Source organism: Sphingomonas sp. PP-CE-3A-406, from assembly GCF_003688625.1.
Taxonomy (GTDB): domain Bacteria; phylum Pseudomonadota; class Alphaproteobacteria; order Sphingomonadales; family Sphingomonadaceae; genus Sphingomonas.
Map to the genome: position 1 here is coordinate 926,231 of NZ_RCWY01000001.1, position 24,428 is coordinate 950,658.

Annotated in this window: 13 protein-coding genes; 5 read left to right on the forward strand and 8 right to left on the reverse strand. The window is 66.2% G+C overall.

Features of this window, described 5'->3' with window-relative positions; all coding sequences use genetic code 11:
• Both C8J44_RS04055 and C8J44_RS04060 read right to left on the reverse strand, forming a co-directional pair.
• Positions 1 to 1,173, reverse strand: coding sequence for a glycosyltransferase (locus C8J44_RS04055; protein WP_121903426.1), 1,173 nt, complete (start codon positions 1,171 to 1,173; stop codon positions 1 to 3).
• Positions 1,170 to 3,191, reverse strand: a complete 2,022-nt coding sequence (locus C8J44_RS04060; RefSeq protein ID WP_121903427.1) for an HAD-IIB family hydrolase — start codon at positions 3,189 to 3,191, stop codon at positions 1,170 to 1,172. The genes C8J44_RS04055 and C8J44_RS04060 overlap by 4 nt, the downstream gene beginning before the upstream one ends.
• A gap of 425 nt (positions 3,192 to 3,616) precedes the next feature.
• On the opposite strand from C8J44_RS04060, the gene C8J44_RS04065 reads away from it, so the two are divergent.
• Positions 3,617 to 5,668 carry a phosphocholine-specific phospholipase C gene (locus C8J44_RS04065; RefSeq protein ID WP_121903428.1) on the forward strand — a complete coding sequence of 684 codons (2,052 nt, stop codon included), beginning with the start codon at positions 3,617 to 3,619 and terminating at the stop codon, positions 5,666 to 5,668.
• Between the two features lie 148 nt (positions 5,669 to 5,816).
• Here C8J44_RS04065 and C8J44_RS04070 read toward each other — a convergent pair whose 3' ends face one another.
• The 5 genes from C8J44_RS04070 to C8J44_RS04095 all read right to left on the reverse strand — a co-directional run bounded on the left by C8J44_RS04070 (position 5,817) and on the right by C8J44_RS04095 (position 14,630).
• Positions 5,817 to 7,106, reverse strand: a complete 1,290-nt coding sequence (locus tag C8J44_RS04070) for an MFS transporter (protein ID WP_404969177.1) — start codon at positions 7,104 to 7,106, stop codon at positions 5,817 to 5,819.
• The gene (gene manD / locus C8J44_RS04075; protein WP_121903429.1) at positions 7,094 to 8,305 is read right to left on the reverse strand and encodes a D-mannonate dehydratase ManD; all 1,212 of its coding nucleotides are present in this window, start codon (positions 8,303 to 8,305) and stop codon (positions 7,094 to 7,096) included. Before manD ends, C8J44_RS04070 begins: the two co-directional genes overlap by 13 nt.
• Before the next feature lie 396 nt (positions 8,306 to 8,701).
• On the reverse strand, positions 8,702 to 9,871 hold the full coding sequence (gene uxuA, locus C8J44_RS04085; protein WP_259466697.1) for a mannonate dehydratase: 1,170 nt from the start codon (positions 9,869 to 9,871) through the stop codon (positions 8,702 to 8,704).
• 105 nt (positions 9,872 to 9,976) lie between these two features.
• Positions 9,977 to 10,774 carry a FadR/GntR family transcriptional regulator gene (locus tag C8J44_RS04090; protein ID WP_121903432.1) on the reverse strand — a complete coding sequence of 266 codons (798 nt, stop codon included), beginning with the start codon at positions 10,772 to 10,774 and terminating at the stop codon, positions 9,977 to 9,979.
• 655 nt (positions 10,775 to 11,429) lie between these two features.
• Positions 11,430 to 14,630 carry a TonB-dependent receptor gene (locus tag C8J44_RS04095; RefSeq protein ID WP_121903433.1) on the reverse strand — a complete coding sequence of 1,067 codons (3,201 nt, stop codon included), beginning with the start codon at positions 14,628 to 14,630 and terminating at the stop codon, positions 11,430 to 11,432.
• Between the two features lie 589 nt (positions 14,631 to 15,219).
• On the opposite strand from C8J44_RS04095, the gene C8J44_RS04100 reads away from it, so the two are divergent.
• Complete coding sequence (locus C8J44_RS04100; protein ID WP_259466698.1) at positions 15,220 to 17,133, forward strand: glycoside hydrolase family 127 protein; 1,914 nt, start codon at positions 15,220 to 15,222, stop codon at positions 17,131 to 17,133.
• Between the two features lie 115 nt (positions 17,134 to 17,248).
• Positions 17,249 to 19,156, forward strand: a complete 1,908-nt coding sequence (locus C8J44_RS04105) for a S9 family peptidase (protein ID WP_121903435.1) — start codon at positions 17,249 to 17,251, stop codon at positions 19,154 to 19,156.
• A gap of 244 nt (positions 19,157 to 19,400) precedes the next feature.
• Here the strand turns inward: C8J44_RS04105 and C8J44_RS04110 are convergent, their stop codons facing one another.
• Positions 19,401 to 20,510: an ROK family protein gene (locus tag C8J44_RS04110; protein WP_121903436.1), complete on the reverse strand. Its 1,110-nt coding sequence runs from the start codon at positions 20,508 to 20,510 to the stop codon at positions 19,401 to 19,403.
• Positions 20,511 to 20,634: 124 nt separating this feature from the next.
• Between C8J44_RS04110 and C8J44_RS04115 the strand changes: the two genes are divergently transcribed.
• Complete coding sequence (locus tag C8J44_RS04115; protein ID WP_121903437.1) at positions 20,635 to 23,190, forward strand: TonB-dependent receptor; 2,556 nt, start codon at positions 20,635 to 20,637, stop codon at positions 23,188 to 23,190.
• Entirely contained in the window at positions 23,187 to 24,338 is a 1,152-nt protein-coding gene (locus tag C8J44_RS04120) for a YdcF family protein (protein ID WP_220683077.1), read from the forward strand. Before C8J44_RS04115 ends, C8J44_RS04120 begins: the two co-directional genes overlap by 4 nt.
• Positions 24,339 to 24,428 lie beyond the last annotated feature (90 nt).

Genomic DNA, 24,428 nt, shown 5'->3' on the forward strand with positions numbered 1-24,428 from the left:
TCAGGCTTTCGCATGGTGAGTAGAGGGTGCAAATTGAGTCGAGGCAGGAGCAGGGTCGGGCGGGAGCGCGACGACCGGCTGCGCCCAGGCATCGTCCGCGACCTTGGCAAGCCACGATGCCGCGTCCCGCGCGGCATCGGCGGCATACAGCGCGTGTTGACGGGACAGGTCGAGCGTCGCTGCACGGGTCCAGGCGTCCATCCACGCGCCGGCATGCGACGGCCAATGCTCGAGCATGGTCGCCGCCCCCGCCTGATCGAGCGTTCGCGCCTTCCACAGCTGTTCGTCGAAATAGCGCCATTCGGGGACGACGATCCATGGCCGGCCGATCGCCGCGATCATGTGCACCGTCGTATTGCCCGCCGACGATACGACCCGGTCCGCCGCCGCGATATACAGCGCCGGCGTGTCGACCCAGCCGAGATGCCGCAGGTTGCCGGGCGCGGTGGCGTGCCACTCCTGCTCGACCGCGCCGATCGTCAGCCAGAGCGTGTCCGGTTCGGCGCGCGCACCCAGCGTGAGCGGCGTCGCGGGCGTACCATTGCCACCACCACCAGCGACGACGACGACGATCTCGGCGTCGAGCGGCAGGCCAAGCGCGGCCCGTGCCGCACGCCGGTCGATCGAGTCGATCTCCACCCCGACGCCGGGAGCGTAATGCGTCTTGGCGAGCATCCAGTCCGGCCGCCCCGGTTGCTCGAGCGCTGCCGAATAGGGCGCCAATATGCCCAGCGCGGATTCATACGCCGCCATATGCCCGGCATCGCTGCGGTCGCCGTGCTGGAGGACGCTGACGCACGGGACCGACGCGATCCGTGCCAACAGCGCGAGTTCCGCCGAGACGTCGGTGACGAACAGCGCAGGACGGGCCGCGTCGAACCAGGTCGCGATCGTCGCGACCGCATGCGTGATGCTCTTCCACCCGAGCGGCGCGCAGTGAAGGCTGGACGGCGTGCGGACATTCGCCAACCCGATCGGTTCGTCGCCCGTCACTTCGAACAGCGACGGGATCGTGCGGATCGTCACGTTCGACGCGAGCGGCGGGAAGATATCCGCACGCGCCGAGAACAGCACCACCGGCCGGTCGGAAGGCAACGCGTTGACGATCGCCGCTGCGCGCTCGGCGTGGCCGCGCCCCTGATGGTGGACGAAATACCCGATCGGCCGCGTCATGCCGCGCGTTCCATCGCGAAGGCGCGCATACCCTCGACGATACCCGCGGCATGCGCCCCCCGCGCGAGATAGATGGTGGGGCGTCCGACCAGCCCGGCAAGCTCGCTGCTGTGATTGGCGACGAGAATGCCGTTGCGGCAGATCGAGAGCATGTCGAGATCGTTGCCGCTGTCGCCCGCGGCATAGACATGATCGCGCGCGATCCCCAGCTTGCCTGCGACCCACGTCATCGCCGCACCCTTGCCCGCGCGCTCCGGAACGATGTCGAGCAGGCGGCCGTGACTGTGGATGACGCGTACCGGAAGGTCCGCCACAGCCGCGCGGATGGCGGCGACCACCGCAGGCTCTTCGGCGAAATAGCTGCGCTTGTGACGCCGCTGCTCGACCGCCGGCTGGCGCTCGACGCCCGCCAATCCGCAGACCCGCCGGTCGACCGCATCGGTATTCCAGCCTGCATCGATATGCGCGCTATACTCGGCATCGGCGATCAGCCGCGCACCATCACGCCAATAGATCTCGGCACCCACCGACGTGACGAGAACTTCGGGCGCAGGCTGCCCCCATTCCCCGAGCAACCGCTCCGCTTCCTGCAAGGACCGCCCGGTCGCGACCCCGAAGGCGAGGTTTGGCTGCGTCTTCAGATACGCCGCCATGCTGAGCGCGCCGACCGTGCATCCGGTCAACGTGTTGTCGATATCGCACAGCAACAGCCGCGACGGTCGCGGCTTCACCGTCCGGATCGCGCGAAGACCATCGACGATCGCGACGAAGCGCGCGGCATAGCCGTTCCAGTCGAGCATCCGGGCGTTGACGCGCCCTGCTCGCGAGGCACGCTTCCAGGCGATCCGATCGTCAAGCAGCGCGTTGATCGCGGCGGCAAAACCGGCGTGGTCGCGCGGGTCCGCGACCGACCCGTGCCCCAGTCTTGCGACGATATCCGCGGGGCCGCCATGACAGGTCGCGACGACCGGCAAACCGTGCAACGCTGCTTCGGTCAGCGTCAGACCATAGGGTTCGGTCAGCGCAGGATTGACGAACACCCCGCCCGTTTCCTGCGCGAGCGCATAGAGCGAGGCGACATCGCCCGCGGTATGGCGCTTGGGCAAGGCGAGCGTCCCGTAGAGGTCGTGCCTGTCGAGCCCGGCCAGCAGCCCCCCGATGACCGCTCGCTGTTCGTCCTCGCCGGTATCGGGCCCGTCGCGCAGCCCGGCGACGATGACGAGATTGGCACGATCGCGGAGCCGCGCGTCGGACGCGAACAGATCGATCAGCCCGACCAGGTTCTTCTTGGCGACGGGACGCGCGATGGCGAGGATGATCGGCTTGTCGGGTGCCCGCAGGAACGGCGCGATCAAGGCCCTCGCTCTGGTCGGGTCTGCCGGTGCGCTATCGGCGAGGCCCGCGCCGGGCGGCACGCAGTGGATCTTCGCCGGACACGCCGATGGATACAGCATCAACTGCCGCTCGGCCTCGTCGCGCGAGGACGCGATGATCGCGTCGGCGGCGGCGATCGCCTGATCTTCTTCGGCGATCCGCGGCGCCAGCGTCCCGTTCGAGCCTGACGAACACCCCGCCTTCTCGATGCCGAGCGAATGCGCGGTATAGATGAAGGGGATGCCGAACCGCTCGCGGACCAGAATGGCGACATCGGCAGCGTCGGCGAAGTGCGCGTGGATCACATCGGGCCGCCGCTCGAGCGTTTCGATATGGTCGATCAACGCCTGCGCGAAGGCCGGGCGGTCGGCAGCGCCGGTCCCCTTGCCCAGATAACGACGGTTCGCAGTCGCGATACGCCGGATCGCGAGCTTCGCCGACACCCGCTCGTACGGCACGGCATAGGCGCCGCCGAGGTCATCGTCTTCGATCAGCCGCGTGACGATCTCCACCGAGTCGACATCATCGCGCGCCGCCAACGCCAGCGCCGCCCCCAACGCGTAGGTGATATGTCCGCCGGTGTCCTCGGTAAGGCCAAACTCGATCGGCGGCCCCTTCAAACATCCACCGAGGGCGATCGCCATAATAAACAATAGAAACCAACCCCAATGCAAATGTCTTCAAGACAGACCGATGCCGTCGGCTGTTAACGCATCGTTCAGTTTGAAGGTTGCGCAACGCAACGCCATTTGCCGAGTAAATCATCTTAACCGAAATTAGGTCGTTTTCCGGCCGGGGCGCCGTCTCGCTTTTGCAATCGTGACGGCCGCAATGTCTGGGAATTTTCGGCTTGCTGGTCAGGTCATAAGTGACTGCGCCGATGGACTTCGCCTGCGTCTTCGGCTTTCCAATCGTTCCCGCGACACCGCCTTAAGGTGCGGCGAAGCGGCTCTCAGTATTCGAGCATATCAGCCGCCGTTATCGTCGCGTGAAGGCGCGCGCTGCGCTATGCGGCGCGGGTCCGCGGAGACTCGGCGCTCGCCGGGCTCGACCTGATGATGGAGCCACGATGATCGACCATCCCACCCGCCGGACGCTGATCGGCGCCGGGCTTGCCGCCGCCACGACGGGCGTGCTGCCCGGTACCGTCTCGAGCGCGATCGGGCGGGCGCTCGCGATCCCCGCCGACGTCCGCACCGGCACGATCGCCGATGTCGATCATGTCGTGATCCTGATGCAGGAAAATCGCGGCTTCGATCATTATTTCGGCACCTTGCGCGGCGTCCGCGGCTTTGCCGATCCGCTACCCATTCCGCTACCGGAGAACCGTGACATCTGGTCGCAGGAAACCGCGGACGGCCGCCACGTCGCGCCGTTTCATCTGTCGACCGAGGAGCATTTCGCGCTGATGCGCATGGCGGGCACGCCGCATACCTGGCCCGATGCGCAGGCGGCGTGGGATCACGGCCGGATGGCGCGCTGGCCCGCGGCCAAGACCGAACGCTCGCTCGGCCATTACGCGCGCGCCGACCTGCCCTTCCAGTTCGCGCTCGCCGAGGCGTTCACGATCTGCGACGCCTATCACGCGGCGATCCAGACCGGCACCAACACCAACCGCATCATGCTGTGGACCGGCACCAACGATCACGCCGGCACGCACGGCGGCCCGGCGATCGGCAATTCGCACGACAGCCTGCCCGCCGATGGCGGCTGGCCCGAGGGGTATCGCTGGACCACCTATCCCGAGCGCTTGCAGGCCGCCGGCATCGACTGGCGGATCTATCAGGACATGGCGGACAATTTCACCGACAACCCGCTGGCCGGGTTCGCCGCCTATCGCGGCGCCGCGCCTGGCTCCCCGCTGCACGATCGCGCGATGACCACGCACGGGCTCGACCGGTTGCGCGCCGATGTCGTCGGCGGGACGCTGCCGCAGGTATCGTGGATCATCGCGAATGCGGCCGGGTCGGAGCATCCCGGCCCGTCGAGCCCGGCGCAGGGTGCCGCCTATACCGCCGCGGTGCTCGACGCGCTGACCGCCGATCCGAAAATCTGGGCACGGACAGCGCTGTTCGTGATGTTCGACGAGAATGACGGTTTCTTCGATCACGTGCCGCCGCCCGCACCGCCCTCGCCCGACGCCAGCGCGCCGGGCGGTTTCGCGGGCACGTCGAGCATCGCCACCGCCGCAGACTATCATCATGTCGCCAGCCCCGGCGAGGCCAAGTCGGATACGCCCGAATGTCGCGGCCGGCCTTATGGTCTGGGTCCGCGCGTACCGTGCTACGTCGTCTCGCCGTGGAGCCGCGGCGGCTGGGTCGATTCGCAGGTGTTCGACCACACCTCGGTGATCCGCTTCCTCGAAACGCGCTTCGGCGTGGCAGAGCCCAACATTTCGGCCTGGCGCCGCGCGGTCTGCGGCGACCTGACCTCCGCATTCGACTTCACGCGCGCAAATGGCGCAGCCCCTGCCTCGCTGCCCGACCCGCGCGCGACGGCCGCACGCGCCGCCGCGCTGAAGGGGCAACCCGAACCGCACGCGCCCGCTGCCGGTGCGCGTCCGCCGCAGGAACCGGGTATCCGGCCCTCCCGCGCGCTCCCCTATGATCTGGACGCGACGATCGCGCGGATCGACGCGACGGGCATCACGCTCGACCTCGCCTGCCGCGGCGCGCCGGTCGTCGTCCACGTCTACGATCGCCATCGTCTCGACCACATCCCGCGGCGCTACACGCTCGCCGCCGGTGATCGCATCGCGGCGACATGGCCGCTCGACGACGAAGGACGCTACGATCTGTGGCTGCTCGGCCCGAACGGCTTTCATCGCCACTTCGCCGGGCAAAAGACTGCCAAGGCCGTGTCGTGGCGGCTCGAGCCGGCGCGTGAAACGCTTTCGGTGACGGTGCCGCCGGGCCTGAAGGCGGTATCGCTGCGCCATACCAAGGCGCATCGCGGCTGGCGTGGCGACGGGCGGCCTCATCCGTTGTCGCTCGCCGAGACCGGCGGCTGGTACGATATCCTCGTCACCGATCCCACCGATCCCGCCTTCCGCCGCCGCATCGCCGGAAGATTGGAGACCGGACGCGCGTCTTGGTCCGAACCGCCACTCACACGCGCTTGACGACCGCGACGCGCGACGCGTGGCGATCGCAGGCAGGTCGCTGGCGCGAGACGGTCATGTTCGCGGACCGCGTTCGATTTCGCCAAGCCCCCGGCCCCGTCGCCGACAGTCTCGCGGTCACCGCCCGATCAGGCCGGGTCGCGCAGGCTCACGCAAGGCGTTCCGGATCGACGGGCGTATACTGCGGTACGAGCAAGTGGATCACCAGCAGCGCGACGAAATAGGCGCAGCCGGCGACCACGAAGATCGGCCCATAGCTGCCGACACCCGCCAGGATCGTGCCCGCGAACTTCGCCATCAGCATCCCGCCGCACGCCCCCGCCAGCCCGCCGAGACCGATCACCGATCCGCCCATGCCGCGCGGGAACAGGTCGCCGGGGATCGCGTACACGTTGGCGGAAAAGCCCTGATGGCATGCGCACGCCAGGCCGATCGCCGCGACCGCCCACCACAATCCCGGTGCCTGCGCCGCGAAGATGATCGGCAGCGCGAACAACGCGCAGGCGAACAATGCGGTCTTTCGCGCGCGGTTGGGCGTCTGGCCGCGTGCCAGCAGTCGCGACGAGAACCAGCCGCCCGCGACCGATCCAACATCGGCCAGCACGTACACGGCGACCAGCGGCGGGCCGAAATCGAGCATCTTCACGCCGTATTGCCGATTGAAGAAATCGGGCAGCCAGAACAGGAAGGTCCACCACACCGGATCGATCAGGAACCGACCGAGCATATACGCCCAGGTCTGTCGCAACCGGAGCAGCGTGCGCCAGCGGACCGGCTTCGCGGCCGGGACGGGATCGGCCTCGATCCACGCCAGTTCCTCGGGCGTGATGCGCGGATGCTTGCGCGGCGATCGGTAGAAGGCGAGCCAGGCGACCAGCCAGATCACGGTCAGCGCGCCGGTCGCGATGAACGCCATCCGCCAGCCGAACGTCACCGCGATCACCGGCACGATCAACGGCGTGAGGATCGCGCCGACGTTCGAGCCCGCGTTGAAGATGCCGATCGCCAGCGCACGCTCGCGTTGTGGAAACCACTCGTTCGCCGCCGCCAGTGCCGCCGGAAACGCACCGGCCTCACCGATCGCGAGCGGGATGCGCGCGAAGATCATCATGCCCGCGCTGGTGAAAAGCGCATGCGCGACATGGCCGATCGTCCACAGCGTTACCGCGACCGCATAGCCGATCTTCGCGCCGACCCGGTCGACGAACCGCCCGAACAGCACATAGGCGATGCCGTACGCCGCCTGGAATGCGATCGCGAGATCGGCATAACCCTGCTCGCTCCAATTATAGCGCGCCTGGAGTTCGGGCTTCAGCACCGGCAGCACGAGCCGGTCGATATAGCTCAGCGCAACCGCGGCGAAGAGCAGCGCACACACGATCCACCGCACTTTGCCGCGCGGTTTCTCGATCGTGGCGGCGGCGGTCACCAGTTGCACAGCGTGCCATCCTCGAGACGCGCGACCGGGAGATAGGCACGTTTGTACTCGTAGGTCGCGGCGAGATCCTCGTCGATGTCGACGCCGAGCCCCGGTGCCTCCCCCGGATGCATCATGCCGTCGTCGAAGGTGTATGCATGCGGGAAGACGGCATCGGTCTCGTCGGTGTGCGGCATATGCTCCTGCACGCCGAAATTGGGCACCGACAGCCCGAAATGCAGCGCCGCCGCCATCGCCACCGGCGACAGGTCGGTCGCGCCGTGGCAGCCGGTCCGCACCTGGTACAGGTCGGCGAGCGACGCGATCCGGCGCAGGTGCGTGATGCCACCCGCGTGCACGACGGTCGCGCGGATATAGTCGATCAGCTGGTTCTGGATCAGGTCCTTCGCGTCCCAGATCGAATTGAACACCTCGCCGACCGCGATCGGCGTCGTCGTGTGGTGGCGGATCAGCCTGAACGCCTCCTGGTTCTCGGCCGGCGTCGGGTCCTCGATCCAGAAAAGGTTGTAAGGCTCGAGCGCCTTGCCCAGCCGGCCCGCCTCGATCGGCGTCAGCCGGTGGTGGATGTCATGGAGCAGATGCACGTCCCAGCCCATCGCCTCGCGCGCGGCCTTGAACAGCTCTGGCACGACGCGGAGGTATTTCTCGGTCGACCACACGCTCTCGCTCGGCAGGTCGGCATCGGCGGGTTCGTAGCGCGCGCCATGCTTCGCGACGCCGTAGGTCGAGGCGAGCCCCGGCACGCCGCATTGCAGCCGGATCGCCTTGTACCCCTTCGCCTGCTCCGCCTTGGCGACCGCTATCGTGTCCTCGATCGTCGTGCCGTTCGCGTGCGCGTAGACCATGCACGCATCGCGCGCCGCGCCGCCGAGCAACTGGTACACCGGCATCCCCGCGAGCTTGCCCTTGATGTCCCAGAGCGCCGTGTCGACTGCCGCGATCGCCGCCATCGTCACCGGGCCTCGACGCCAATACGCACCCTTGTAGAGATACTGCCAGACGTCCTCGATCCGGTGCGCGTCGCGACCGATCAGGCACGGCACGACGTGGTCGGTCAGGTAGCTGGCGACGCTCAACTCACGGCCGTTGAGCGTGGCGTCACCGAGCCCGGTGGTGCCGTCGTCGCATTCGATCTTCAGCGTGACGAAATTGCGTCCCGGACAGGTAACGATGACTCGGGCGGAAACGATTTTTGGCATCGATGGTCCTCCAGGGACTTTCGGTGAGGGTGTTTGGGCATCACGCGGTTGCGCTGGCCATAGGGGCCGAGGGCGACATCGCCGGCGCGACCTCCTGCCCGATAGTCGCAGGCGTCAGGGTGTTGCCGCGGTCCCCCCGCGGCGTGGCTGCAGGGCCAAGGCCGTGCGCGATCGCTTCGATCTGATGCCGGACACCGTGATCTCCTATCGTAAACGCGACAATCTTCCGAGCCGCCGCTGATAGCGATACCATGACGGACCGGCCGCAATCATGTCAAACCAAAAGCCGTGTTGGCGGCTGACCAGTGCGATCGCTCCGATAGGCGGCGTATCGATCGCGACGACTCCTGACCGCATCGACGCCGCCCAGCTATCGTCGAGGCACACCGCCGACCATCAGACTGCCGCTCTGCCGTACGCCAAGCCTAGCTCCAACCCGCGCAGTTCCGCGAGCCCGCGAAGCCGTCCGATCAACGAATAGCCGGGATTGGTCCGCTTGTTCAGATCGTCGGCCATCTGGTGACCATGATCGGGACGCATCGGCAGGCTGCGGCCCGTCCGTGCCTGCAAGGCCGCCAGCTCGGTCATGATCGCCGGCATGTTAGCATCGCCCTGCAGATGCGCAGCCTCGTAAAAGGCACCGTCGGGCTCGCGTTGCACCGACCGCAAATGGACGAAGCCGATGCGGTCGCCGAGCCGCCGGACGATGCCCGGCAAGTCGTTGTCCGCGCGCGCGCCGAACGAGCCGCTGCAAAAGCACAGGCCGTTCGCGACCGAAGGCACCGCTGTCACCAGTGTGCGCACGTCCGCCTCGGTGCTCACCACGCGCGGCAAGCCGAAGATCGGAAACGGCGGATCGTCGGGATGCACCACCAGCCGGATGCCTTCCGCTTCGGCAACCGGACACACCGCCTCCAGGAACGCGATATGGTTCGCCCGCAGCGCCGCCGCGTCGACCTCGGCATAGGTCTCGATCTGCTCGAGCAGTTGCGCCGAACTGAAGCTCTCTTCGCTGCCCGGCAGACCGGCGATGATCGTCCGCTCGAGCGTATCGCGCGCGGCGGCGTCCATCGTCGCGAACCGCTCGGCGGCGCTGGCAACCAGCTCGGGCGCGTAATCCCGGTCGGCGTTCGGGCGACGCAGGATATGGATATCGTAGGTGGCGAGCGCCTGAAGCTCGAACCGCAACGCCCGGGCGCCGTCGGGCAACGCCCAGCTCAGATCGGTCCGAGTCCAGTCGAGCAACGGCATGAAATTATAGGTCACCACCTCGACGCCCTGCCCCGCAAGATTCCGCAAGCTGGCGATATAGGCCGCGATCAGCCGGTCCCTGTCGCCTGTGCGCCGCTTCAGATCTTCGGCGACGGGCAGGCTTTCGACCACCTTCCATTCGAGGCCAGCCTCTTCGATCAGGATCCGGCGTGCGGCAATCGCGTCCGTCTTCCAGACGTCGCCATTGGCCACTTCGTGCAATGCCGTGACGATTCCGGTCGCACCGGCCTGCCGTATGGCCTGGAGCGGCACCGGATCGCGCGGGCCAAACCAGCGCATGGTCTGGGTCATCATCATTCGCCGATCATCCCGTCCTGTCCACGCTGTGCTGACGTGCCCCATCGTAGTAGCAGCGATATAATTGGTCTGACAACTTGCAAGCGCCGGCTTGCACGCGTTTCACGATCTGGCGCTGCGGCCATAGCGTTGCCGGGTGCCCGCAAGCGCGAGCCGTGCCTGTTCCATCGCCATTTCCTCGGTCTGGAACAGCAGGTGATCCATGACCGATGTCAGATGCCCGTGCATCGCCGCGCGCGCGCCCCCGGCATCATGCGCGCGCAAAGCATCAACGATCGCAGTATGTTCGGCGATGACGGGGCGCACCTTGGCGTTGCGCGCCTTGGCGTGAAGAAGCGCGCATTCGGGCGATGTCGATCGCAGATGCCACAGATCCTCGATCGTCCGGACGACACCCGCATTTCGGGTCGCCTTCGCGATCGCCATATGAAAGTCGCGATCGGCGATCTCGGTCACTTCGACGCGCGTATTTTCGGCCGTCATTGCCTCGACCAGACGATCGAGCACATCCAGTTCCGCGTCCGTAATCTGCGCTGCGGCGAGCGCGGCGGCCTCACCCTCGAACATGATCCGGGCCTCGGTCAGTTCGAACGCGGTGATCGCGAATCCCGGCTCCTCGCCCTGCCCCGGCAACCGACAGACATAGGCCCCGGAGCCAACGCGCACTTCGATAAAGCCCTGCACTTCCAACGCGATGAGCGCTTCGCGCACGGCCGGACGGCTTGCGCCATATTCGATAGCGAGTTCCCGTTCCGCGGGCAGCCGATCGCCGATCGCATAGGTCCCGGCAGTCAACTCTTCGACCAGGCGCCGCGCGATACGCTGATAAAGGCGATCGTTGGCCGGGACGTCGTATGCTCCAGCCCTTACCGATCCATTGCGGGATACAGATTTCGCCATCGGACTTACCAATCCCCTTGTTTGTCAGAATGTCTACAACGACCCGCGAAGAAAGCGAGCGCCGCCGCATCGATGCTGGTCGGAAGCCCGGTCCGGGGATCAACGTCCCGGGCTCGTGCTGCGACACTAAACGTGGCTGCGGGAAGCGTTGCAAATGCGCCAGCGCTCATCGAGGCACGACGCGATACGGCCTGCGCCAACAGATCCGCTCCTTCATCCTTCGGTACCCGCCATCGAGCCACCGGTTCATGCTGCGATTTGCGCATCACGGTGCCCTTGCTGCTGCGAGCAATGCATTCTCGGGATCGACATGTATCTGGCGATATCGGACCGTGTGCTGAGGGGGCGATGTTTCATGCCGCCCGCCACAGGCTCTTCGTGGAGCCGCAACGGCGGCTTAACACCTCGTCGCCGAACTCGGCCTGCGTCCTGCGCCGATTCACCGGGTTCACGACCAAGATGCCTACCAACACTACAGCGACATACCGATCGTCGGCGACAGGTCGCTCGCGCCGCGCCTGTCGCTATCCAGGATTTACCGGCGCATCGACAATGCCGGGAAGCGGGTTGGCGAGCATCCTGATGACGGTCGCGACCGTGCCACCCCGCCAAACGAGCGGCGGGGCGGCCGCATCACGATCGCCCCGCTCTCCGACTAGAAGGTCCCGCGCAGACCGACCAGGAACTGACGCCCCGGCTTGTACTGCGTGAAGGTCGCGTTCTCGAACTGGAAGTACGAGCGCAGCGTCGCATTCGTGAAGTTCGCCACGTTGACGGTCAGCTGCGGGGCGTTCTTCAGGCCGAAGATCTTGTCGAGATCGAACGACGACGAGAAGTCGTACGTCGTATAGTCGGTGCCGAACAAAGCCGCAGCCGGAATGCCGTTCTGCGCCGCACCGCTGTTCTGCGATCCCTCGCGCGAGGTCGTCGACACCCGCAGCATCACGCCGTGCTTCTCGTAATACCCGGTGATGTTGTAGGTGAACGGCGCCACGCCGAACGCGGTCGCCGGACCATCGCTGCGCTGGTCGACCACCGTCGCATTGGCGTTGAAGCCGAACCCGGTCACGCCGATGTGCTTGGTAATGAAGTCGAGCGGCTGGACCCACTGGAATTCGAGGCCGTTGATCGTCAGCTTGTTGGGCACGTTGACCTGCGACGTGACCTGCACCTGTGCAGCCCCTGGACCACCACGCGAGTTGATCGCGATCTGCTGCGTCGGGTTCAACGTGTCATACGTGATCCCGTACTGCGCCAGGTTCGAGAACGGCACCGTGCTGATGAAGGTGTTGGTGAAGCCCTCGATCGATTTGCGGAAGGCGTTGAAGCTGATCACTCCCTCGCGGCCGGTATAATATTCGAAGCCCAGATCGAGATTGGTCGACAGATAGGGCTTCAGCGCAGGATTGCCGATGTTCGCCTGATCGGCCGAGGGGGCACCGAAGCTGACGCCCGGCAACTGCGCGGACGGATCGGGACGCGTCATCGTCCGCGATCCGGCGACGCGGACGACGGCATGTTCGCTGACGTCGTAGGCGAATGTCGCCGCCGGCAGCCACTTCGCATATTCGTTGCGCGTCTGGACGATGTTGACGATGTTCGCATAGCGGCTGCCATCGGGCAGCGAGGCGCCGGTCGTGGTGGTGTTGCGCGGATCGGGCAGCGAGACCCGGCCGGTGATCGTCTGGATCGTGTTGACGTAACGCAGACCGACATTGAAGCGCAGCATGTTGCCGCCGAGTTCCTGCTCGCCGTTCAGCGTCGCGAACGCCGATTTGACGACCTCGCGGATCGTACCGCCGCTGGCGCCGGTATTGGCCCCCCCGCTCTCCGGCGCGTTGTCGTGAAACTGGTCATAGTTGCTGGCGGCCGCGAACTTCGGCCAATCGACCGTCACGAACCCGGCCGGGCCCGGCTTGAGATAGGTCGGCGCTGCCGAATTCGGGATCAGCGAACCACCATATGTCACCGGACCCGCCATACCTGCCGTCGATCCGGTGCCATAGCCCGGATACGAAGGATAACCCGCCGGGATCACGCCGGGAGCATTGCGCCCTTCGCACGGCGGCTGCGAATTGGGCGAGGGTACGAAGATGCTGGGATTGTTGCCGCAGACGGCGTTCTGATACGCTTGGCTGTTGTCGAAGCCCTGGATACGACGCGATACATCGTCGAACGCGCCACCGACCTTCAGGTTGAGCGCCTTGCCGCCCCAGGTCAGGTCGCCGCGTGCGCCCTTGTTGGTGTTGAGACGGCGCTCGTCCTGGATGTTCACGCGGCTGCCCGCGTTCCAGCCGAAATTGGCGGGGTCGTTGAGGTCAAGTGCGCTCTGGATCGACGGGACACCGCCGGTATTCGTGTAGGTGACGGTGTTGCCGACGCCCAGCGGCGTGGTCAGGCCCACCGACGGGCTTTCGCGGTGGAACGTCGAGCGTGCGTAATTGCCCTGAAGGTTGAGCTTCAGCGTGTCCGAAATCTCCCATTCGCCGCCGGGATTGACGCTGAACAGCTTCGTCGTCTCGGTATACGGACGGAATTCGTTGAAGAACTGCGCGTTGGCGAACGTACCGCCGGTGACAACGCAACCGATCGTGCAATCCGCCTTGTCGAACGTCAGGTTGGTCGGGATCACGGCGCCGTTGCGCACGATCCACGCCACGTTCTCACGGATCAGGTCGTTCTTCTTGTAGCCGTACAGCCCGTCGACATAAAGGTGCAGCGTGTCGGTCGGCTGCCACTCGGCGCTGACGATCGCGTTGAACCGATCACGCGGACCGCGGATGCTAGTCGAGCGGCCGAGACGCGGCAGCAGCGCGTTGTCGATCTGCTGGATCGATGCGCCCGGGTTGTTCGCGAGCAGGAACGCGCTGTTGATCGGCGTCCCCGCTACCAGACCCCCACCGGCGCCGGTCGGTACCACCGCGGGAATCGTCCAGTTGCCGCCACCGGTCGTGTTGCACCCCGATGTCGCGCCGCACTGAGCCGCAGTTAGAGCAGGATTGGTATAGCCAATCGTCTCGAACCCACGCGTGTCGGTGAACAGGCGCTGCGCCGAGACGCCTGCGAGGATACCGAACTTGTCGTTGCGCCAGCTGCCGATCAGCGAGCCACGCGCACCGATCCGGTCCTCGGGCGACTGCTTGGTACCCTGGACGTTATAGGCGAGGAACGAGGTCGCACGATCGAACGGCCGTGCCGAGCGAAGGTCGATATTGCCGGCCGCGCCGCCTTCGAGAAGGTCGGCGGTGTAGCTCTTGTTGACGGTCAGCTTGGTGAACAGGTCGGTCGGGAAAAAGCTCAGATCGACCGAGCGATCGGTGCCCTGCGCATCGGTCGCGCCCGACGACGCCACCGCGATCGTCGCGCCGTTGAGAGTCACGTTCGTGAAGTTCGAGCCCAGCCCGCGGATCGCGACGTTGGTGCCTTCACCTGTCACGTCGCGCGTGATCGTAATGCCGGGAATGCGATTGAACGATTCGGCGATGTTCGTATCGGGAAACTTGCCGATATCCTCTGCGAAGATCGAATCGGTAAACCCGGTCGCCGCACGCTTGGCGTTGGTCGACTTGGCGAGACTGGAGCGGTAGCCGGTGACGACGATATCGGCGCTGTTCGCTGCATCGATCGCCCCCGGAGTCTGATCGGAATCCGGCAGGGTCGCTGCCGGCGCGGGCGCCGATGCCGGGGCAACAGGCTCTACTGCGGCCGGGGCTGCGCCTTGCGCTGCGGGCGGCGAAGGATCTTGCGTCGGCGGTATGGTCTGCGCTGCGGCCATGGTCGCGGACACTGCGGCCATCGTCGTCGCGCCCAGCAGCGCCGCGCGCGTCAGACGCGATACCATTTTAAAAGGGGTCATGATCAGAATCCTCTCTGGAGCCTCGCCGACGTTGCAGCGAGAATGCGTTTATGGTCGGTGGAAGTCTGGACGCGCGTCAGTCGGCGCGGAGCGTCGATCGCTCCGGCGTGCTGATTGCAAAACATGAAGCGCGAAACCCATCCAACCCCCGATCATGCCTGTCTTGAGCAGGCTATTGATAGCGGTACCTTTAGGTCGACTGATGACCGAGTCAAGGCCCACCGGCATGGCCAATTTGAACGCGCAGACGGCCGGGCGGCGACATAATCGTGAAAAAGATTGCGCTTCTGTATGACCAGTTCGCCCAATGACCCCAGCGTCAGTCACACCATTTCCCGTCGCGGCCAGCCGCAGCCCTGCTTCGCCGATGCGGAGGCGAGCGTGGAAAAAAGAGAAAGGTACCGCTCCCGCGGCCCAGCCCCGCTAACCTTCGAGTAGCGCGGATTGCGGAACGTCATTTATCGGTGGGGTAAATCGTCGCTGCCAGCTTTGACATCCCGCCGAATACCAATACTCTGACAAAAAATCGATCTGGAGAGAGATGTTGGCGGATGGATGTTGCGCGGGCAGGTCCCGTCGAGATTTTCTCATGGGGACAGGGACGGTTGCGCTGACGGGCGGGTCGCTGCTGGCCGCTACAAGGTCCGCCGTCGCAGCGCAGGCACCGATCTCGGCGTCAGGACCGGCGGCAACGGTGATGCCGTTCGATCTCGCCGACGTCACACTGGGCGACGGTCCCTTCCTGCAGGCACAGCGCAAGACCGAGGCGTATCTGCTGACGTTGCTACCGGACCGGTTGCTCCACAATTTTCGCGTGAACGCAGGTCTGAAGCCGAAGGCGCCCGTCTATGGCGGATGGGAATCCGATCCGACCTGGGCGGACATCAACTGCCACGGCCATACGCTCGGCCATTACCTGTCCGCGTGCGCGCTGGCGTACCGGTCGACGGGCAATGCTGCGTACAAGCGCAGGGTCGACTACATCGCGCGCGAACTGGCTGCGTGTCAGAAGGCCGCGAACAGCGGTTTTATCTGTGCGTTTCCCGATGGCGCGAAACTGGTCGCGGCGCATCTTCGGGGCGAGCCGATCACCGGCGTACCGTGGTATACCTTGCACAAGGTCTATGCCGGGCTGCGTGACGGGGCGATGCTGGCGGACAGCGCAGCATCACGCGCGGTGCTGCTGAAATTCGCCGATTGGGCGGTGATCGCGACGCGTCCGCTGAGCGACGCGCAGTTCGAGACGATGCTCGAGACCGAGCATGGCGGCATGAGCGAGGTGTTCGCCGACCTGTTCGCGATGACCGGCAACGCCGACTACAAGGCGACGGCGGAGCGGTTCGCGCAGAAGGCGATCATGGCGCCGCTCGCCAAGCGCCGCGACATGCTCGACGGGATGCACGCCAACACGCAACTGCCCAAGATCATCGGCTACCAGCGGGTGTGGGAGATCACCGGCAACCCCGACTACCATGTCGCGGCCGCGTTCTTCTGGCAGACGGTGGCGCGGACCCGGTCGTTCGCCACCGGCGGGCACGGCGACAACGAGCATTTCTTCCCGATGGCCGATTTCGCCGATCACGTCTTCTCCGCCAAGGGATCCGAGACCTGCTGCCAGCACAACATGCTGAAGCTGACGCGGGCGCTGTTCCTCCACGATCCGCAGGCGGGCTATGCCGATTATTACGAGCGTACGCTCTACAACGGCATCCTCGCATCGCAGGATCCCGACAGCGGCATGGCGACCTATTTCCAGGGCGCCCGCCCCGGCTACATGAAGCTGTACCACACCCCTGAGCACTCGTTCTGGTGCTGCACCGGCACCGGCATGGAGAACCACGTCAAATACCGCGATTCGATCTATTTCCACGATGCCGACGCGCTGTACGTCAACCTGTTCCTGCCGTCGTCGGTGCGGTGGCGCGACAAGGATGCGCTCGTCACGCAAACCACGAGTTTCCCCGAGACGCCGACGACGACGCTGCGCTGGGGCTCGAAGCGCCCGACCAGCGCGACGCTGAAACTGCGGCATCCGCACTGGAGCGACACCGCAGTCGTGCTGGTCAATGGCGTCGAGACCGCGCGATCGGCCGCGCCCGGCAGCTATGTCGACGTCGCGCGAACGTGGCGCGACGGCGACCGGATCGAACTGCGGCTGGCGATGGAAGTCGCGGTCCAACGTGCGCCCGCCGCACCCGATATCGTCGCCTTCACCTACGGACCGCTGGTACTCGCGGGTGCACTCGGGCGCGAAGGACTGGCGCCGGGATCGGACATCATCGTCAGCGAGCGCAAATACGGCGAGTATAACGCCACGCCGTTCACCGCGCCCGACCTGGCGGGCGATCCCGACACGCTCTCTGCGACGGTAAAGCCCGGCCCGAGGCCGCTCGAGTTCACGACGGTATCGGCCGAGGGGCAGCCGATCCGCCTGATCCCGTATCACCGGATCGCACACGAGCGGTACGCAACCTATTGGAAGGTCGCGCGCGGGGCGGCCTGACGCACCAACCGGCATCGCTGCGGTCCGATGTTCGATCCGGTGCGCGCGTCGCCGCTTGCGGGTTGAGGTGGACGCGGTAAGCATGGCGACACCTTGCCGTCTGCCGGAGCTTTCGATGCGCCTGACCCTTGCCGTTGCCCTTCTCGCCGCCACGTCGCCGGCCTCCGCCCAGACGCTGCATCAATATGGCGGCCTGGCGTTGTCCGCGGCGGGCGACCGGATGGCGACGATCGAGGGCAATGGCGGTCACAATGTCGTGACGATCCGCGCCGCCGCCGATGGCCATGTGGTGCGGACGATCGATCCGTGCCCGACGTGCAGCTATGCCGGATTGACGTTCGCCCCGAACGGCGATCTGGTGTTCCTCAGCCGCGACACCAGCGCGGGCACGGTGCGCCTGACCTATGCCGATGCAAAGACGACGCGCACCATCGCGACGATCGGCGGCATCGCGCAGACGCCGCGGGTATCGCCCGACGGCAAGCGGATCGCCTTGCTGGTGACGCTGGGCGCCGCGAAGGAATCGGGCGCGACGCAGGCGGGCGTGCGGATGATCGGCGAAATCGGCGAGAAGAACGATGAGCAACGCCTCGCCGTGTTCGACATCACGCGCACCAACGAGGCGGTAAAGCCGCTGTCGCCGGCCGGCCGCTATGTCTACGAATATGACTGGACGCCCGACGGACGCGGTTTCGTCGCGACCACCGCGCTCGGCAATGGCGACAACAACTGGTGGGTCGCGACGCTCGATGCGATCGATGCGCAGACCGGCGCGATCCGCGCGATCGCCAAGCCGACGATGCAGATCAACCAGCCGCGCGTTTCGCCGGACGGGCGGTCGGTCGCCTATATCGGCGGGTTGATGAGCGACTTCGGATCGATCGGCGGCGACGTCTACACGGTCGGTCTCGGCGGCGGGACACCGCGCAACATCACGCAGGGTGCCAAGTCCACCGCGACGACGATCGACTGGACCCGAGCGGGCCTGCGCGTCGTCACGCTCGCGGGCGACCAGGTCCAGTTCGGCACGCTGACGCCCGGCCAACCGGTCGTTCCCGGCTTCGCAAAACCCGTGAGTACGGCGGCGGGCGACGGTCGCGCGGCGTTTTCCGCCGATGGCCGGGTCGCCGCTGCGGTGGTGCAGGACTACGAACGCGCGCCGGCAATCTATGCGGGCTCGATCGTCGCCCCCGGCGCCGGGGTGAAGCAGGTCACGCATGACAACGACGCCGCGCCTGCCCTCGCCGCCGCGCGCAGCATCAGCTGGAAAAACGACGGCTACGACGTGCAAGGCTGGCTGCTCGCCCCCCGCGTCGCACCAACCGGCAAGGCGCCGATGATCACGATCGTGCACGGCGGGCCGTCGGCCGCGTCCACGCCGAACTATCTGTATCCAACCTCACTCAACGCGGCGCTGGTGAAGGCCGGCTATTACGTCTTCCTGCCCAATCCGCGCGGCAGCTATGGCCAGGGCGAGGCGTTCACCGCCGCCAACAAGCGCGATTTCGGCGGCGGCGACCTGCGCGATATCCTCGCCGGGATCGACGCGGTCGAGCGCGTCGCACCGGTCGACGACAAGCGGCTCGGTCTCGGCGGGTGCAGCTATGGCGGGTTCATGGCGATGTGGGCGAACACGCAGACCGATCGCTTCAAGGGCATAGTCGCGGGCGCCGGGCTGTCGAACTGGGTCAGCTATTACGGCACCAACGGCATCGACCAGTGGCTGCTGCCGTTCTTCGGCAAGTCGATGTACGACGACATGAAGGCGTATGAGGACGTCTCGGCGATCTACCAGGCCAAGCGCGCGAAGACGCCGACCTTCATCTATGTCGGCGAGCGCGACATCGAGGTGCCACCGACGCAGTCGATCGAATGGTGGCACGCGCTGAAGGACCGCAACGTCCCAGTCAGCCTGGTGATCTACCCCGATGCCGGGCATTGCGTGACCGGGCCCGAACAGTCCGCGGACGTGCGCCAGCGGGCGATCGCGTGGTTCGACCGCTATGTGAAGGCGGCGCGCTAACGGCGTCGGGGGAGACCTTCGGATCGGCACTCAGCGTGGAACGTGCGTGGGCGCTTGTTCCTGTCAAACATGCAATCGTCATTCCCGCGCAGGCGGGAACCCATACTGGCAAACCTCGCGATATGATCGCGACCGTTTGAGCATCTGGGTCCCCGCCTCCGCGGGGATGACAGGATATGAACGGATCTCGCGCATCACACCGATTGTCGATCGCCCCCCCCTGCCCGCAAGTGGGTTCGCCGGATCAAGGCACGGTCGTCGCGTGGATCGGCAGCAGCGCGGCGCCGATCGTCGCGGCGGCGCCTTCGAGCGTGGACACCGAGATCCGCGGCGGCGTGGCGACGTGATCGCCGATGTGCATCGCCGCGAAATCGATATGCTCGACCAGTGCGGTCAGGATGCGATTGGGCAAGGGGCTGGAAATCACGAACTCGCCGGGGTCGATCCAGGCGATGCCCCAGTTGACGATCACCGCGATCTGGCTGGCAGCGCGCCGCACCCAGCGATCGACGACATCCTCGTACCCGGCGATCGCCGCGTCGAAATCGACCAGCGAATGGATCGCGCACCCCGCCGCGCGCAGCGTCACCAGCAGATCGAGCGTCGAGGGACGCGCGTCGGTACTGGGATAGAGACAACCGATCTCCCCGGCACTCGCCATCGCGCCCCGCAGGATACGCCCTTCGATGATGACGCCCGCGCCGATCCCGTGGCCGAGCAGGATCACCACCGCGGTCGAACAGCGTCGCATCAGGCCGCCGATATAATATTCCGCGAGCGCCGCGGCGTTGGCATCGTTCTCGATCCAGACCGGGTGGCCGATATGCTCCTCGAACAGCGCCTTGAGGTCGATGCCGCGCCACACCGCCAGGCTGTCCACCGTCCAGCGCTTGTTCCCCTCGGGCGACGTCGAAGATCCGGGGACGCCGATCCCGACCCCCAGCAGCCGCCGGCCCAACAGGCGGTTCGCGATCGCCAGATCGTGCATCGTCGCGGTTACGCACGCGGCGAACACGCGCGGGTCGGGATCGTCGAACGGTTGCGAGCTGTGCGCGATCACGCCGCCGGCATAATCGACCAGCGCCACCTCGATCAGCCCGCGGTGCAGCATCGCGCCGACCGCATAGCCCGCCTGCGGCGATATCCGCAGCGGGACGGCCGGGCGCCCTGGCGTGACGGCATCCGCGGTCGCACACTCCTCGATCAGGCCGTGCGCCAGCAGGTTGCTCGACAGCCGGGTAAGCTTCGATGCGCTCATCGCGAGATCGACCGCCAACTGCTTGCGCGACCGGGAGCCCGTCGATCGCAGCACCTGCATGATCCGGCGCTCGTCGTCGTCCAGCCTGAGCCTCATGTGTGACACCTCCGCACGCTTTCACGACAATCGGCTACACCATTAGTTTATTTCGTGAAATTAATTAAAATTGTCACATTGCGCGCCCAGCGGCTGCGTCAGGACACAGGGTGGGAACCAATTGATGACGAAGACTCGCTTGCGCGGTGGCTGCGCACTGATCGCACTCGGCATGATGGCGTACACGCCGGCCTGGGCCCAATCTGCTTCGACGACGCCTGCACCGACGACCGCGTCGACCGACGACGCGTCCGCAACGCAGGCCCCGTCCGCACCTGCACCGGACGCGGCGACGCCCGAAACCGGCAGCGACATCATCGTAACCGGCTCCGCGCGTCAGCAGCGCCGCTTCGACGTGTCCTACGCGGTAAACTCGCTCAGCAACGCCGACATCCAGAAGCTCGCGCCGATCAACTTCGCCGATCTGCTCGGCAAGCTGCCCGGGTTCGCAGTCGAGAACACCGGCGGCGAGGTCCAGAACATCATCCGCCTGCGCGGTCTGCCGAGCGACGGTGGCCTCGTCACGTTCCAGCAGGACGGCCTGCCGATGTTCCACGAGAATGACGGCAACTTCTTCCGCGGTGACAGCATCAACCGGTTCGACCTGATGACGCAGCGTGTCGAGGTCGTGCGTGGCGGCCCTGCCCCGGTCTATGCGAGCTATGCCGCCGCGATCGTCAACAACATCACCGTCTCGGGCACCGATACGACGCGCGGCAAGGCGCAGGTCACGCTCGGCGATACCGGGCTGTACCGGCTCGACGCGTACCAGGCGGGCCCGATCGACGATTCGACCTATTACGCGATCGGCGGGTTCATCCGTCATCACGACGGCTACCGCGACAACGGCTTCCCCAATGATCGCGGAGGCCAGATCCGCGGCAATATCAAACACGACTTCAGCAACGGATCGCTGCGGATCTCGGGCAACTACCTGAACGACCACAACGTGTTCTACCTGCCGATCCCGACCGCCGATCCGCGCGATCCAACCAAGTCGCTCAACCAGTATATCGATTTCTTCAGCGGCACGATGAACTCGCCGGCGCTGCGCAACGCCGACATTCGCTTCCGCGAGGCTGACGGCACGACGCGCAACGTCAATGCCGATCTCGGCAATGGTCGCCACACGCAGTTCGGCAATGTCGGCGTGCAGTACGACGCCGATTACGACGGCTGGAAAGTTGCGGCAAAGGGCGGCGTCAGCGTCGGCAAGCTGCATTTCGACGCGCTCTATTCGACCAGCAATCCGTCGGACGCCAACGCGTTTGCCGCGAGCAACCTGACCGCGGCACGCTCCGCGTTCGGCGCCGGCGTGACGCGGCTCGGCTATGCGATCGCCGGGACCAACGGCGCCGAGGTCTATGATCCAAACGCCGCGTCCGGGCTCGTCGTGCCGGCGCAGTTCCGCGACGTCGTCTCGAAATATTATTCGACGCAGGGCGACCTCAGCGTCACGCGGTCGATCACGACCGGGTTCGGCACGCATGATCTGCGCGTCGGCGTGTATGGCAGCCTGTACGGCGAGACCAACGAGGTCGCGTATCAGGACTATCTGCTCGAGGTGAAGGGCAAGCCGCGGACGCTCGACCTCATCGCCTACAACGCCGCGGGCCAGGCGGTCGGTTCGATCACCGACAACGGCGTGCTGCGCTATACGACCACGCTCAACCGCGGCAACACCGACGCCTCGATGTACGCGCTCTACGCGAACGACACGTGGGAACTGGTCAAGGGCCTGACGCTGGACGGCGGCATCCGCCATGAGCGCTACAGCTTCAAGGGCTCTGCGTTCGCGACTACGTCCGCCAATCTCGGCGATCCGAACACGCTGGCCGACAACGCGGTGCGCGCGTTCACCGGCCAGATCATCAACTCGAAGCTGAGCCCGAGCATCACCAACTGGACGGGCGGCGTCAACTACGACGTCACGCAGCATCTCGGCGCCTATGCCCGCGCGTCGCATCTCGAAACGCCGCCATCGACCCAGGTGACGTATCAGATCAATCCGACGATCATCACCTCGAAGGCCAACCAGTACGAGGTCGGTCTGAAGGCGGCGTTCGGCCGGTCGTATCTGTACCTCATCGGCTTCTATACGCGTTACAATCCGCTCAATGCATCGTTCGTCGCGCTCGACCCGGTGACCGGCCGCAACGACCAGTCGGTGCCGTTCATCGGCAAGGCCGAGATCAAGGGCATCGAGATCGACGGCAACCTAGCGCTGCCGCACGGCTTCGCAGTGACCGGCGCGCTGACGGTCAGCGATCCGCAGTACAAGAGCCTGACCAACGCCAATGGCGCAAGCGCCGGCGCCGTCGAAGGCAACCAGATCGTCCGCGAGCCGAAGGTTTACGGCAACATCCGCCCGTCGGTCGACTTCGACGTCGCGGGCAATGCGGTGCAGCTGTACGGCCGCTACGAATATACCGGCAAACGCTATGTCGACTTCTTCAACAACACCGCGCTGCCTTCGTACCAGACGGTCGGCGCGGGCATGACGCTGACGCACGACACGTGGCAGATGCAGGTGGTGGGCGACAATCTGTTCAACGCGAAGGGCCTGACCGAAGGCAATACCCGCACCGACCAGCTGAGCGGCCAGGGCACCGCTGACGCCATCTATGGCCGCCCGATCTTCGGCCGCAACGTTCGCCTCGTGGTCAGCAAGTCCTGGTGACGGGGCTGCGTTTGATGCTTGCGGCGCTGGCGATGACGGCGGCCGCCCCGGTGTGGGCGGAGACTACCGCTCCGGTAGCGGTGACGGATACCGTTGCCGAAGGCCTGTCGCAGCGGCTGTTCCCGATGCTGAGCGCGCTCGGCCGGTTGCCGGGCCTCGACACGCGGGCGCGGGCGGCGCGGATTGCCGCGTGTGGCGACGGGCCGGCGTGCGTCGTCGAGGCGACGATGTGGAGCGATCAGGACCGGGCGGCGGTCGCGGCAGCGGTGGCGCGGCTGGGGAAGGCTGGCGTGCGGCAGAATGCGGACCTGTCGGTGACGGCGGGGGTCGACCAGGAGCTGGAAGCGCTGAACGTCGTCCTGCGGGTTTACGGACTGGGGCTGCCGGGGCGCTATCCGAAGATCGACGGGCCGGTCTTCGCGGCCGATACGCCCTTCTTTGCCGACAGCGTGAAGGTCGCGATCGATACCGCGCGGGCGGCATCGCAGGCACGGCCGGACACGATCGCCGCGAGCGTGCGGCTGGCGGTGGCGCTGCTCGACGCAAACGATGCGACCGCGGCGACGCGGTTCGACCCGCTCGATCAGCGCGAGAATGCGCGCGCCCAAGCGGTGGCGGCGCGGACGAACTGGAGCGCGTACCGCTACTCGCTGCTGATCGTCCCCGGCGTCGGCCCCGAGGACAGCGCGACGGTGCTGAGCCCCCGCAGCAAGCTCCACGCGCTGCTCGCCGCGCAACGCTATCGCCAGGGTCTCGCGCCGTTCATCCTGGTTTCGGGCAGCGCGGTCCACCCGCGCGGCACGCGGTTCGTCGAGGCGGTCGAGATCCGCCGCGCGCTGATCGAGCGCTACGGCATTCCCGCCGACCACGTGATCCTGGAGCCGTATGCGCGGCACACGACCACGAATTTGCGCAACGCGACGCGGCGGATGGTCGCGCTCGGCATCCCGCTCGACCGGCCGACGCTGATCGTCACCGACGCCGAGCAGAGCAAGTATATCGAGAGCGCGACGTTCACCGACCGCAACCGCGCGGAGCTTGGATATCTACCGGGTGCGGTGGGCCGGCGGCTGTCGGTGTACGATCTCGAATTCCGGCCGTCGCGGCTATCGCTGCGCCAAGATCCGCGCGATCCTCTCGATCCATGAGCGATTCTTTCGGGCGGTCAGTCTCCAACACCCGTGTCACCACCCCGGCGAAGGCCGGGGCCCAATTGGGGGACGGTTGTAACAGAGACT